General features: G+C 39.8%; 10 protein-coding genes. 5 read left to right on the top strand and 5 right to left on the bottom strand.

What is annotated here, in order from left to right; translation table 11 throughout:
- Nucleotides 1–41 precede the first annotated feature (41 nt).
- A complete protein-coding gene (locus H5163_RS20290; protein ID WP_182735839.1) occupies nt 42–1,991 on the top strand; it encodes a S9 family peptidase in 1,950 nt (649 codons plus the stop codon).
- A 78-nt stretch (nt 1,992–2,069) separates the two neighbouring features.
- Here the strand turns inward: H5163_RS20290 and H5163_RS20285 are convergent, their stop codons facing one another.
- Nucleotides 2,070–3,008: a tetratricopeptide repeat protein gene (locus tag H5163_RS20285; protein ID WP_182732303.1), complete on the bottom strand. Its 939-nt coding sequence runs from the start codon at nt 3,006–3,008 to the stop codon at nt 2,070–2,072.
- A gap of 94 nt (nt 3,009–3,102) precedes the next feature.
- Nucleotides 3,103–4,506 carry a M20/M25/M40 family metallo-hydrolase gene (locus H5163_RS20280; protein WP_182735838.1) on the bottom strand — a complete coding sequence of 468 codons (1,404 nt, stop codon included), beginning with the start codon at nt 4,504–4,506 and terminating at the stop codon, nt 3,103–3,105.
- Between the two features lie 224 nt (nt 4,507–4,730).
- Here H5163_RS20280 and dbpA point away from each other — a divergent pair, with 224 nt between their 5' ends.
- Nucleotides 4,731–6,119, top strand: a complete 1,389-nt coding sequence (gene dbpA / locus H5163_RS20275; protein ID WP_145239907.1) for an ATP-dependent RNA helicase DbpA — start codon at nt 4,731–4,733, stop codon at nt 6,117–6,119.
- 7 nt (nt 6,120–6,126) lie between these two features.
- Here dbpA and H5163_RS20270 read toward each other — a convergent pair whose 3' ends face one another.
- Nucleotides 6,127–6,711, bottom strand: a complete 585-nt coding sequence (locus H5163_RS20270) for a DNA-J related domain-containing protein (RefSeq protein WP_145239905.1) — start codon at nt 6,709–6,711, stop codon at nt 6,127–6,129.
- A gap of 79 nt (nt 6,712–6,790) precedes the next feature.
- On the opposite strand from H5163_RS20270, the gene H5163_RS20265 reads away from it, so the two are divergent.
- Nucleotides 6,791–9,607 carry an ATP-binding protein gene (locus H5163_RS20265; protein WP_182735837.1) on the top strand — a complete coding sequence of 939 codons (2,817 nt, stop codon included), beginning with the start codon at nt 6,791–6,793 and terminating at the stop codon, nt 9,605–9,607.
- A 278-nt stretch (nt 9,608–9,885) separates the two neighbouring features.
- On the opposite strand, the gene rho is transcribed toward H5163_RS20265, so the two are convergent.
- Entirely contained in the window at nt 9,886–11,145 is a 1,260-nt protein-coding gene (rho, locus tag H5163_RS20260; protein WP_064666866.1) for a transcription termination factor Rho, read from the bottom strand.
- 181 nt (nt 11,146–11,326) lie between these two features.
- Nucleotides 11,327–11,653: a thioredoxin TrxA gene (trxA, locus tag H5163_RS20255; protein ID WP_145239901.1), complete on the bottom strand. Its 327-nt coding sequence runs from the start codon at nt 11,651–11,653 to the stop codon at nt 11,327–11,329.
- 90 nt (nt 11,654–11,743) lie between these two features.
- Here trxA and rhlB point away from each other — a divergent pair, with 90 nt between their 5' ends.
- On the top strand, nt 11,744–13,021 hold the full coding sequence (gene rhlB, locus H5163_RS20250) for an ATP-dependent RNA helicase RhlB (RefSeq protein WP_145239899.1): 1,278 nt from the start codon (nt 11,744–11,746) through the stop codon (nt 13,019–13,021).
- 47 nt (nt 13,022–13,068) lie between these two features.
- On the top strand, nt 13,069–14,562 hold the full coding sequence (gene gppA / locus H5163_RS20245; protein WP_145239897.1) for a guanosine-5'-triphosphate,3'-diphosphate diphosphatase: 1,494 nt from the start codon (nt 13,069–13,071) through the stop codon (nt 14,560–14,562).
- The last annotated feature ends 214 nt before the right edge of the window (nt 14,563–14,776 follow it).

Here is a 14,776-nt window from a genome sequence, read left to right as displayed (position 1 = left end):
ATATAAATATAAATATAAAAGGATGTTGTTTGTGTAAAATAATGCAGGTTATTGTTGTTATTGCTTTGTGTGTTGTCAGCTTCATGAGTGATGCAAATCAATCAGCTCCAGCAGTCGATGACTTCAGCCGCAGCAGTGAATATAGCCAAGTTAAAATCTCTCCTAATGGGAGCTACCTTGCAGTAATTATGCAACCTGAAGGTAAAAAGGTGCTAGTTATTTTAGATGCTAAAAAATTTACAATTCACCACGCTATTAATTTTGAGAGCAATGCCCAAGTTGGTGCTTATCATTGGGTAAGTGATGATCGGGTTGTAGTTGCAAAAGAATACTTACGCGGCTGGCAAGATCACCCTGAATATTATGGGGAATTATATGGCGTGAATGCTGATGGCTCAAAAGCTAAGTACTTAGTTGGCTATCTTGGCGAAATGCAAACTGGCTCTCGTATCAAAAAGGCCACACCACTTTATGGCACCTCTTATTTGCTGGATCCTTTAATCCACGATGAAGATAAAATGCTTATAGTGACTTACCCGTGGACATCAAGTAGTGAACCGCACACGGTTGTTTATGAGGTTGATATCTTTTCAGGGAAGCGTCGTAAAGTTACACGCTCCCCGTCACGTATGGCCAACTTTTTGACTGACCATGAAGGAAATGTCAGAGTGGCTGTTTCCAGTGATGATTACATTAAGCCTACAATACATATCCGTGAAAAGTCAGGTGGAGATTGGCAAGCGCTTAATTTAGCTGGTTTGACTTACAGTGATGTTGAGTTGCACGCTTTTGATAGTAGTGGTGATGCTGTCTATATCACAGCATCAATAAGTGGTGAAGCTCAAGGCTTATATAAATTGAATCTAAAAACCAGAGCAATTGATTTAATTCATAAGGAAGAGAAAGTCTCACCAAAGCAAATATGGGTCGATGAAGCATCAAAAGAGCTATTTGCGATTGAAACCGAACTAGGTTATCCAACTTATGCTTTTGTCGATGGGCAATCAGATAAAAGCATGCGTTTAAAATCATTAATCTCCGCTTTACCTGGTGAACAAGTGCAACTCGTTAGTAGTACTGAAGATGGCGACACTAATATTATTTATGCCTCTAATGATCGTAACCCTGGACAATATTATTTATTCGATGCCAAAAGTAATAACTTACGATTTTTGTTTGCATCCCGCAGTTGGATTGATGCAGAACAAATGGCGCAGACCAAGCCTGTAAGTTATACCAGTCGAGATGGTTTAACTATTTATGGCTACTTAACAGTACCGAATAACACCATAGAAAAAAACTTACCTTTAGTGGTTATGCCACATGGTGGTCCACATGGCCCGCGCGATTGGTGGGGATTCGACCCTGATGCACAGTTGCTTGCAAGCCGTGGTTTGGCCGTACTAAAAGTTAATTTTAGAGGTTCAGGTGGTTTTGGCCGTAACTTTGAGCATGCTGGGCATCGAAAATGGGGAGCTGAAATTCAATTTGATATTATAGATGGTGTGAAGTATTTAGTTGAGCAGGGTACAGTTAATAAAAACAATATCTGCATTATGGGCGCGAGCTTTGGTGGATACTCAGCGTTACAAAGTGCGATTTTAGAACCTGATATGTTTAAATGTGCGATTGGCGTTGTTGGCGTTTATGATTTGCCCTTAATGTTTAAAGAAGGGGATGTTGCGGAGCGCGATAGTGGCCAACGTTATTTACAGAATGTATTGGGTACAGATGAAGCGCAACTAAAGGCTTTTTCACCTAGCTATAATATTGATAAGTTAAAGGCTCCAGTGCTGATAGTGCATGGTGGTGAAGATCAGCGTGCACCGATTGAGCAAGCCGAATCACTGATTGCGGCTCTTAAAAAAGCTAAACATCCTTATATATATGAACTGCTTGAAGATGAAGGGCATGGTTTTTATAAGCAAGAACATCGCACTCGTTATTATCAAAAAGTGCTGACCTTTTTAGACCAACACTTAACAATGTAACAGTCGTATTTACGTGTTAAATGGCAAGCTAAAAGCTTGCCATATTTATATCCACTTGTTGTGGGTAGTTTGGCTATATTAACAGGAATACTCAAGGCACAGCTCTTTGAGTTGTACTTTGGCTTTGTGGTTATTTTGCCTGGCAGCTTGTTGATACCAATAAATAGCTTGGCTGATATCTTTTTCTACCCCCTCACCATCACGATACATTTGCGCAGTATTAAGCTGACCCCATTGTGAGCCTTCTTTGCTGGCGAGTAAAAAGCTTTCGAACGCTTCAGGAAATAACCCATCTTTGTAATAGATGATGCCTTGCTGATTATTTTTATTAAGCTTCAACCCTTCATATAGCGGTTTAGGGCGTGGTGGGAACATCACAAAACCACCATATAAGCTATATGCATAAGGGCGTAGTACATCATAAATAGCGCCTTCATCATATAAACGCTGTACTTCGCTGCGCGGTAAAATTATTGTTTTTGATGAGAAATAACCTTTTTGTATCAATAAGCTGGTACGCATAGCCATAGTAATGCCGCTGTCGCGTTTATAGCGATAATTGCTGATTTGAAAGGTGATATTTTGGTCATCAAACTCGAGTACTTGGGCTACTTTTAGGTTTTCAGGGCGCAATGGTTCGTTAGAAAACTTATCAGCATGTACCAAGTAAGTATCGAATGCTTGTGGCTGGCTGAGTATTGCTTGCTTGGCTTTTAGCTCATCAAGATGTTGTGTATAGAAGTAAATTGATAACCAGATAAGTAATATCGAGCCTATAAAATATTTGATCAAAGAAAGCTTTTCTAACCATGGCAGTTGCATAATTGAAAGCTGCACATTGTGCTGACAATGGCTACACTGGTATTGGTAATGCCATGCTAATGGCAGCATAGGGACAATTGAAAAACGCAAAAAGCGGCTGTGGTTTTGTAGTCGATAGTCATCGTGATGACAGTATGGGCAGGTTTTTGTTTGGCTGAAAAACGACAATGAATCGCTGGTATTGAATAGTAGCATATGGCCTTTTTTCCCCTTCCTTGTTTTACGTTAAATTAAAACAAGGAGGGTTAGATGCAAAGTAAAAAATTGTAATAAAGTATGTTTGGTTAGCTTATTTACTCGCTACAGGCTTTGCTTTAATTGTAGTTTTAGCATCAGCTGCCATAAACGCAAATACAGCATATGCTGCGGTATTTTGCTTAAGTTTAGCCGGATCGATCTTATCAAGCGTATCATCAGCAGTGTGATGGTAGTCAAAGTAATCAGTACCGTCTTGGTGCAGCTCAAAAATTGGCGCGCTGGTGGCATTTTTAAATGGAATTAAATCAGGCCCACCATTAGCGCTATTTTTACCTATGTATTCAACATTTAGCGGCGCAAGTTGCTTGGCTATTGCACGCACTACTGGCAACGAGGCTGCAGAGACATTCGATTCAAAGCCATACACTACATCAGCACCAAAGTCAGATTCAGCGGCGGCAACAATTTTATCAAGTTCATTTGCATGCTTTTTAAAATAAGCTTTAGCGCCCCATAATCCTAGCTCTTCAGCGGCAAATAACACTACACGAATACTGCGTTTAGGACGTTTTATTTCACTAATATGTTTGGCAGCAGCCATGGTTAACGCAACGCCTGCACCATCATCAAGTGCGCCAGTGCCTAAATCCCAAGAATCTAAATGACCGCCAATCAGTACGTACTGTTCAGGGGTTTGTGTGCCATTGAACTGACCAATCACGTTATAGCCATTACCTTGGCCGCGATCTTCAGTTTGCACATTGATATTTACGGTAACATTTTTACCTAGTGCAACTAAGCGAGCTAGCTGATCTGCATCAGGATTAGCAATGGTCACATTAGGGATTTTCGTAACACCTTCTTGATAGTGACTGCCACCGGTATGAGCAAAGCGGTGGTGTGCGGTGCTAACAGAACGCATCATATAACCAATCGCGCCTTTTTTTGCAGCCTCAACTGAACCTGTTGAGCGAGCACGAACAGCAGGACCATAACCATTGCCATCAATATGACGGTTCATATGGTAATTTATATAAGCTATTTTACCTTTTAAGCTGTTTGCTGGTGCTGCGATAAGTTCATCAAGCGTTTCAAATAATACGACTTCAGCGGTAATGCCATCTTTCGGTGTGCTAACGCTGTGGCCTAATGCTGTTAGGTGCAAAGGTTGCTCGCTTGGCGTTAAAATTTTGCCACTTTCACTAAAACGGCGCCATTCAGGAAAGGTTGCTTCTTCTAGCCATACTTTATCAAAACCAAGCTCTTTAAATTTAGCTTGGGCCCACGCAACGGCTTTTTTATCGTTTTCTGTGCCAGGTAAGCGAGGTCCTATTTCAGTAGTAAGCGATTCAAGCAATTGATAGCTTAACTCGCTGTTACTGGCATTAGTTCTTAGTTCGGTGACTTGCTGAAGTTGCTTTGCGGTAAATTCAGGCTCGGCGGCATTGGCTAAAAAGCTGCCGGCGAGCAGTAATCCGGTGATGATTTTTTTCATTATTGACCTGGTTATATTTTCAAGTGAGAGTTATTAAAGCATTTAATACTGAGCAACAAAAGTAGATGAGATAAATGCCTATCGGTGGCGATGTTATGGTGAATGTTTATTGAGAATATGGTCAGCTTAATGGTAGCAATTTGTATATTCTGCTATTATGCAGCATAACTAAGTCGGGCATCTGCAGCGGCTTTTCATGTTTACTTATTGCACTGGAAATTACTTTGACCGCTACAGCTTTTTCATCACTCGCTTTACCATCAGGTTTGGTCGATAACTTATCGACTTTAGGTTACACCCAAATGACCGCTGTACAGGCGCAAAGCCTGCCGCCAGTGCTTGAAGGTAAAGACATCATTGCACAAGCTAAAACTGGCTCAGGTAAAACTGCCGCATTTAGTTTAGGTGTGTTGGCCAAGCTTAATGTTAAGCGTTTTCGTATACAGTCTTTAGTGCTTTGTCCAACCCGTGAGTTGGCTGAGCAAGTAGCTGTGGAAATGCGTAAATTAGCGCGTGGTATTCACAATATAAAAATATTAACTCTATGTGGTGGCGTGTCGATTGGTCCACAAATTGGTTCACTAGAGCATGGTGCACATATTATTGTTGGCACACCTGGGCGTGTAGATGATCATATTCGCAAAGGTACGCTACGTTTAGATGATGTAGACACGCTAGTACTTGATGAAGCCGATCAAATGCTTGATATGGGCTTTCAAGACACTTTGGATGCAATTATTGAGCGTATTCCAAAACAGCGTCAAACTTTATTATTTAGCGCCACTTTTCCGCGCGCAATAGAAGCGATTGCCAAGCGTGTATTAAGCAATCCTGTTATGGTGAAGGTTGAAGAAGAGCAAGAAAAAAGTACTATTAAACAGTACTTTTATAAAATGGATAATAACAAACAACGTTTTAATACATTAAAATTGTTGCTGCTGAAGTTTCAACCAGAAAGTTGTGTGGTGTTTTGTAATACCAAGGTCGAAACTCAACAGGTGTGTGATGATTTAGCTGATGAAGGCTTCAGTGCCGTGTCATTGCATGGTGATTTAGAGCAGCGAGATCGTGAGCGCACCTTGATCCACTTTGCTAATAAAAGCGCCTCGATTTTAGTGGCCACTGATGTAGCCGCTCGCGGTTTAGACATCGATGATATGGATATGGTGATTAACTACCACCTTGCCCATGACCCACAAACCCACGTACACCGTATTGGTCGAACTGGTCGTGCTGGTAAAAAAGGCATTGCATGCTCTATTTATGGCGATGCAGAACAATTCAAAGTGGCACAAATTGGAGACCATTATGAATGTGATTTTTTACCAGAACAATTACCGCCGTTTAGCCTACTTGAAAAGCCACCATACAAACCACAAATGGTGACACTAATGATCGATTCAGGTAAAAAGCAAAAGGTACGCGCAGGTGATATTTTAGGTGCATTAACCGGTAAAGATGGTGTTGCCGGACGTCAAGTCGGTAAAATTAATGTGCTTGATAATGTGGCTTTTGTGGCTGTCGAACGTAATAGCTCAAAGCCCGCGCTACGAAAATTAACGGAAGGTAATATTAAAGGGCGTAAAATTCGTGCCCGTCGTTTAACTCGTTAATTATTGCTTATGATGTTTTTGAGCAGCTTGCTCTAAGCTGCTCATATTCATTTTTTAACTGTTTAAACTGCTCTGCATTACCATGTTGTTTATCTGGATGATATTGTGTTGCCAACTGCCGCCAGCGCTTTTGCAATGCCTGCATAGAAAAATCGTCAGGTAATTCCCAGCGCTTTAATAATGTCTGGCGTTGTTGTTGATCAAGCGTATTTATTGTTGGTGATGCACGAAAAGTACGCCAAAAGTCATCTAACAGTGATTTAACTTCTGTTATCGAAGCATCGTAATTTTGCCAATCTAGATAGTACGTTTGTAATGAGTCATGCGCTGCAATAGTTATCTTATCTGGATTATCGGTGAGCTCTATATGTAAACTGGCTACCAATAAATATTGATTTGGCAACAGTTGTTGTTGCAGTTGATAAAGTGCATTCATAATTAAAAAGTTACGCTTAAACAGATCACGGTATGGATCTGTATCTAAGTTATTAACTACACCTCGCTTAGATAATTCCAACGCTAAAGTGTGAACCTTCCAAATGTGCTTCGTTAAAATTAACTCGAAAATCTCATCAATCAGTGGGTTAAGCATTGTTTACAGTCTAGTTATTGGTGTATCTTGACTAAACTATCATAGCTTCTACTGCTAACAAAATTCCAAGGAAAAAATTATGCTGGGTCAGTTTAAGCGCCTATTATTTATTTGCTCTATTAGTATGCTTGGCGTTTTTTCTCAATCAGGTAATGCTCAACAACAAGTAGCACTTTTTGAACAATTTAAAGTTACGGATGAATGGTCTGAAAAGCAGCTGTTAGCAACCCAGTTACTGTCTACACAATTATCAAATCAGCAACAAGTTGCTATTTATTCTGGTTTAGCTGAGCGTGCGTTTGAGTTGAGTAATTATCCCCAAGCATTGCATTATTATCAGTTGCTTGAGCAGCATAGTACATTTGAAAATCTGCCTGAGTTACATTTTCGAGCAATAAAAATGCAGGGCGTGGTGCAATATTTTCAAGGTTTATTACAACAAGCCATTATTGATTACAGCCGTGCGTTAAACTTAGCGGTACGTTTAAAGAGTCCATTAAAACAAGCCAACTTGCTAAGTAATATTGGCCTTGCATATTTTAATATGCACAACATGGAGCTTGCTTTAGATCATTACCAGCAGGCAAAAGCACTTTATGAAATAGATGGTAGCGCGCAAGACAAAGCTGATATTCTTCATAATATTGCGGGCATCTATATTCGTTTATCTAGCTATGATTCGGCACTCGAAATTTATCGCGAAGTGCTCGATGTATTTCAGCAATTGGGTGATGAAGAGGGGATTGCTCGTTCCTATGGCAATATGGGTGTTGCTTATACTGAGTCGGGTCAAAATCAATTAGCGTTGCACTATTACCAGCTCGCTTTACGCTATTATCAAAGTGTAAATGATGCCTATCAGTTATCTGTACAGCATACCAACTTAGCTAACATAAATTTAAAAATCGATGAGTTGGATGCTGCTTTGTATCACGCACAAGCAGCTCAAAAATACGCTCAGCAGATAGATAATCAATCCTTACGGTTAGCTTCTTTACATGTTTTAGCTAAAGTGCAATTAGTGATGGGGGATATTGATATTGCGGAGCAAAATTTACAACAATCAATATCACTAGCCAAAGAATATAAAGATGAATTGCGTATTAAAGACGGCTTAGGTATCGAGGCGTTATTAAGCGCTGGTGCCGGTGACTATAAGCGGGCTATTCATCTGCACCAACAGTTTGTTGATTATCAACGTAGCATAACCAGTGAAGAGGTCATGAAAGCGTTAAATGTATTTCAGTCTCAGTTTCAGTCGAACCAGTTAAACCAAGAAATTAAACAGCTTAAACAAGAGCGTAGCCTACAAGAATTAAAGATTGAAAAACGTTCACAGTTAACTATTTTACTGTCTATTGTGCTGATGTTGGTATTGATCTGTGCAGTTGTATTATATCGCCGTGCAATCGAAAAAAAGGCTAAAGCCCAATTAGAGCAAAAAGTTGAGCAACGTACTCAAGAATTACAATATGTGGCACAAGAGCTACGTGCCGCGAATCAAGTTAAGAGCCAGTTTTTGGCTAATATCAGCCATGAAATACGCACACCACTTACCGCTATTTTAGGGCAAACAGACGACTTATTGCATGGTTTATATCAGCCCCAGCAATTACAAACAGAGTTGTTAGTTATTAAAAAACATAGCGATCATTTAAAAGATTTGATTAATGATGTGCTCGATATTAGTAAGATAGAAGCAAACCGTTTAGATTTACATGTTAGCGAGTTTGACCTCGTGGAGCTTGTTAATGATGTTTATGCTATGTCAAGTATGCAGGCTAAAAGTAAAGGTTTAACGCTGCTATTAGAAAATCACTTAGGCTCGAGTTATTGGACTAAGTTAGATATGATCCGCGTTAAGCAAATACTAATAAACCTACTGACTAATGCGATCAAATTTACCGAGCACGGCAGTGTTACTCTGGATATTAATCACACCGAACAAGGCGTATGCTTTAAAGTGATTGATACGGGGATTGGTATGAATACAGAGCAAATAAAAAACATTTTTGAATGTTTTCAACAAGGCGATAATACCATCACTCGCAGGTTCGGTGGTTCAGGACTTGGTTTGAGTCTTTCCCAGCAATTAGCAATTATGATGGGGGGTTATATTAGTGTTGAAAGTGAGCATGGTAAAGGCAGTGAGTTTATTTTTAATGTGCCATGTAAAGAGTATGCGCCAACCCTTATTGCTACCGACAACTCAAAACCAGCTGCAACTAAAGGTCTAGTTGGGCGAGTATTATTAGCAGAAGATCATCCCGACAATCGTAGACTAATAACGCGCTTTTTAAAGTCGATTGGCCTTGAAGTGATCTCAGTAAGTAATGGTGAGCAAGCAGTTGAACAGTGCCTCAGTGAATTTCCAGATGTTGTTTTACTAGATATACAGATGCCAGTAATGGATGGCCTTAGTGCATTTGAACTGTTAAATAAGTGTGGTTTTAATAAACCTATTTTTGCGTTAACAGCTAATGCAATGAGTCATGAAATAGATAATTACTTAGCGATGGGATTTACTGGCTATTTAAGTAAGCCAATAGAAAAAGAAGCGTTTTATCAAGCACTCGCAGCGCATTTAAATAGCACCAGCACGCTACCTTTAGCTAATCCTGATATTAGCGATTTAGTGACGAGTTTTATTGCCAGCTTTGATGATGAAATAGCATCACTTACACAGCACCTTGCAGCAAAGGACTATATTGCATTACAGCAAGATAGCCATCGTATCCTTGGTGCCGCACAGATATTTTCATTAACTGATGTAGCTAATGCAGCGATGTGCTTAGATAAATCACTCTTATCACAAAAACATAACCCCAGCAGTGATGCAGACGTAAAAGAATTAGTAGATGATTTGATTAAGCAGCTATCACAACAGCTGACTTAAAAGAGCGATATATAAGCTTAATGGGTCGTTACATTAAGGCTATAAGTTACTACTAACCAATAAAGCGAGTTGAGCGTTTTATTGAGTGGCATTACTGCGTGCTAGATTTAAATAATCGCAGTTTTAATATTTACTCAATACTGCGCAGTCTGATGATTTTCGTCTATAGGAAACAGAGCAAAGAGATTAATAAAACAAATTTATAATAGGAGTGAGATTTAGTGATAGGCAAAAAAAATGCCTGTATTAACAGGCATTTTAGAATCTAGTAAAGAGAATTATTGACGCTTCATCGAATCAAAAAATTCATCATTCGTTTTGCTCATAGAGAGTTTATCAATTAAAAACTCCATGGCATCAATTTCAGACATTTCATGAACTATTTTGCGTAAAATCCACATTTTTTGTAGTTCATCAGGTTTAGTCAGTAGCTCTTCGCGACGGGTACCTGAGCGGTTAAAGTCGATTGCAGGGAATACACGTTTTTCAGCAATCTTACGATTTAAGTGTAATTCCATATTACCAGTACCTTTAAACTCTTCGTAGATAACTTCATCCATCTTAGAGCCGGTATCGATAAGCGCAGTTGCGATAATAGTTAAACTACCGCCTTCTTCAACGTTACGCGCAGCACCAAAGAAACGCTTTGGTTTATGCAGGGCGTTAGCATCAACACCACCAGTAAGTACTTTACCTGATGAAGGAATTACCGTGTTATAAGCACGTGCTAAACGTGTGATTGAATCCAGTAAGATGATTACATCTTTTTTGTGCTCAACTAAACGTTTTGCTTTTTCAATTACCATTTCAGCAACTTGTACGTGACGGCTTGCTGGTTCATCAAACGTTGATGCAATAACTTCACCTTTTACTAGGCGTTGCATCTCAGTAACTTCTTCTGGACGCTCATCGATAAGTAGTACCATCAATGTCGCATCTGGGTGGTTATGGGTAATCGATTGCGCAATATTTTGTAGTAGCATTGTTTTACCCGCTTTAGGCGGTGCTACTAATAAACCACGTTGACCACGGCCAATTGGTGAGGCTAAATCAAGTACTCGAGCAGTAATATCTTCGGTGCTACCATTACCGCGTTCCATACGTAAACGTTCGTTTGCATGTAGCGGGGTAAGGTTTTCAAAAAGAATTTTCGTGCGAGAGTTTTCAGGTTTATCAAAATTTACTTCGTTTACTTTTAGTAATGCAAAGTAACGTTCACCGTCTTTAGGTGGACGTATGAGACCCATTATAGAATCACCAGTACGCATACTAAAACGACGAATTTGGCTAGGTGATATATAAATGTCATCAGGACCAGCAAGGTAAGAGGCTTCTGATGATCTTAAGAAACCAAAACCATCCTGTAAGATTTCTAATACACCACCGCCAAAAATGTTCTCTCCACTTTTGGCGTGGGCTTTAAGGATAGCAAAGATAATATCTTGCTTTCTTAAGCGGGCTACGTTTTCGAGCCCCATGGACTCAGCTAAGTCTACAAGTTCTTTGATCGACTTGTCTTTTAATTCGCGTAAATGCATATTGGTGGGTTCTTTATTACAGTTATCATGCTCATATAATCGATATTGATTAGTGAGAGAGGTTTGTTGGTAAACTAAGGATTAGTTGGCTTTATAAACTAGCAGGTCATTCGCTAGGCGTCCAGTCTTTATACAAAAAAAATTAAAAAAAAGGGCAGTTGCCCTTTTTTTAGGCATATTTTTAGATGTTGTTTTCTAAAAACTCAACAAGTTGAGTTTTAGAAAGTGCACCCACTTTAGTTGCCGCAACTTGGCCTTCTTTGAAAAGAAGTAACGTAGGGATACCACGAATACCAAATTTAGGTGGTGTGCCCGCATTTTGGTCAATGTTTAATTTACCGATTACAACACGGCCATCAAACTCTTCTGCCACTTCATTAAGAATTGGCGCGATCATTTTACACGGTCCACACCATTCTGCCCAAAAATCAACTAATACAGGCTTGTCTGATTGTAAAACGTCAGCTTCAAAGCCATCGTCAGTTAATTGAATAATTTTCTCGCTCATTGCGCTCTCCGATAAGTTAGGCGAATTATTTAATGCGTATTTAAACACTCTTGTTTCTTATTGCAAGTTTAAACGTTATGCTTAAACGCTATGACTAAGACACATTTGACCGATAAAAAGTTTTCAGACTTTGCTATTGCACCGGAAGTGGTTGCCGGGTTAACCGAAAGTGGGTTTGAATATTGCACACCCATACAAGCTAAATGCCTACCTTTTATTTGTGATGGCCGCGACATTGCGGGTCAAGCACAAACAGGTACAGGCAAAACGTTGGCGTTTTTAACTGCCACGTGCCATCGGTTATTACAATCTAGCAAAGCACCTAGTAAACATCCAAGAGCCCTGATCATGGCCCCTACTCGGGAGCTTGCGATTCAGATCCACAAAGATGCAAAAATTTTAGCGCCACACTGTAATCTTAACTTAGGTTTAGTATATGGTGGCGAAGATTACGAAAAACAACGTGCACAATTAGAAAAAGGCGTTGATATTTTAATTGGCACCACAGGGCGCTTAATCGATTTATATAAACAAGGGTGTTACACCCTCAATGAAATCGAAGTAGTGGTACTTGATGAAGCCGATCGTATGTTTGATTTGGGTTTCATAAAAGACATTCGCTATATGTTCCGCCGTATGCCGGATACATCACAACGCCTTAATTTATTATTTTCAGCAACGTTATCGTATCGCGTTCAAGAACTGGCGTTTGAGCACATGACAAACCCAGAGCATGTACAAATTGAACCTGATGTGAAAACTGGCAAGCGCATTGTTGAAGAGTTATTTCATCCTTCTCAAGAAGATAAAGTTAAGCTGTTATTAACTTTGATTGAAGAAGAATGGCCTGAGAAAGCCATTGTGTTTGCAAATACTAAACATAGCTGTGAAACGGTTTATGCATGGTTAAAGTCTGATGGACACCGGGTGGGAATGCTCACTGGTGACGTAAATCAGAAAAAACGCCAATCAATTTTAGCGCAATTCTCTAAAGGTGATTTAGACTTCCTTGTGGCAACAGATGTTGCTGCTCGTGGCTTACATATCCCTGAAGTGAGTCATGTATTTAACTTCGACTTACCAGATGATTGTGAAGATTATGTTCATCGTATTGGCCGTACAGCACGCGCTGGGGCATCAGGTAAGGCAATTAGTTTTGCATGTGAGCAGTACGCATATAATCTTCATGAAATTGAAGAATACATAGAGCACAGCATTCCTTTATCACATTATGATAAAAGTGCATTGCTTGATGATTTAACTAAGCCTACTATTCAAAGAAAGCGTAATTATTCAACAGGCCCACGTAGTCGTAGTAACAACAGCGGACGTAGACCAAACAATAGTTACCAAAAAGCACGGTCGTAATTGCGACCGTCGTTATAGTCGTAGTAGTAACTAGAGGTTTTTGAACGGTGGGGCAACTTAAACCGCAAAAAAATGTTTATGCAGTAATTGATTTAGGATCTAACAGTTTTCACATGTTGATCGCTAAGTCAATTGCTGGCGGCTTACAAACAATAGGCCGAGTTAAACGCAAAGTCAGATTAGCCGCAGGGCTAAATGATGATAATTTACTGAGCACAGAAGCAATGCAACGAGGCTGGGAATGTCTCGCACTATTTGCAGAGCGTCTTCAAGATATCCCTAAAAACAACATTACTATTGTTGCCACCGCTACTTTGCGCTTAGCAACGAATGCTGATGAATTTAAAATCAAAGCCGAGCAAATCCTTGCGCATAAAATTAATGTCATTAGTGGTGAACTAGAAGCGCGCACTATTTATAAAGGCGTTGCGCATACATCTTCATGTAGTGGTCGCCAACTAGTAATAGATATTGGCGGTGCCAGTACTGAGGTAGTTATAGGTAAGGGATTCGACGCACTACATTATAAAAGCCTAAACATGGGCTGTGTTACCTACCTAGAACGTTACTTTAAAGACTGTAAACTCAATGACGCTAATTTCAATGCTGCTATTAAAGCCGCACGAGTAGTTATTGATGATATAGCGCCAAGTTATAAAGTGGCGGGTTGGGAGATTGCATCAGGTGCATCGGGTACTGTACAAGCTATCCAAGAAATTATGGTGGCACAATCACTCGATGAAACACTGAGTTTAGATAAACTCAATAAAATTAAAAAGCAATCGATCGCCTATGAGACCATCGCTGAGCTAGATTTACCTGGGCTTAGTGAAGAAAGACGTTTAGTTTTTGTGTCAGGGCTCGCTATTTTAATTGCTTTATTCGAAGCGCTTGAAATTGATAAAATGGGATTAGCAGGAGGCGCACTTCGTGAAGGTGTGCTTTATAGCATGATCCCTGAGTTTCATAATCATGATATTCGAAAGCGCACTGTTGATGGCCTGATGAGCCGTTATCATGTCGATCAAAAACAAGCGAACCGAGTTGCAGAACTCGCCAGTCACCTCGCAGCTCAAGTCAGCGAGCAGTGGCCACTATTCAACAATAGTGGCCTGCCTTTACTAAAAGCGATTGCGCAATTGCATGAGATTGGTTTGTTAATTGAGTATAAGCAATATCAAAAGCACACCGCTTATATTTTAGAAAACACCGATATGCCAGGCTTTTCACAATCGGAGCATAAAATTATTGCGGCTGTAGCGAATGCACATCGTTCAGATCTGCAAAAGAATGTTTTTGAGTATTTAGGCTGCCATGCTCAGCTTACTCAGTATGTAACACGGTTGCTTAGGATCGCAGTGATCTTATCAATGCGTCGCCAAGATGATGTATTACCAAAATTAGTATTAACTGTTAATAATGACGCTCTAACACTAATATTTGAAAATGATTGGCTAAAAGCGCACCCGCTAATGGCAAGTGAGCTCCAACAAGAGTCTAAACAGCAAGCAAAAGCTGGTTGGAAGTTTATTGTTAAGTAACAAAAGGGCTGTAAAAGCCCTTTTATTGTATTAAAAACCACCTTTATGCACTAAATTTGTTCGAACAGTCAATTAAATCAAAAAAGATCAAAAAAAGTGTTGATCTGTTTTTGGATCTCCCTATAATGCGACCCCACTGAGACGGGAAACGCCAACGCATAGCGAGGCACGAACAACTCAGAGAGTTAAATAAAACTTCGGTTTTAAATATTCG

The organism is Pseudoalteromonas sp. SG44-8 (assembly GCF_014164125.1).
Lineage (GTDB): Bacteria > Pseudomonadota > Gammaproteobacteria > Enterobacterales > Alteromonadaceae > Pseudoalteromonas > Pseudoalteromonas rhizosphaerae.
Note: the sequence above shows the minus strand (reverse complement) of the source record. Positions and strands in the feature narration are given on the sequence as shown.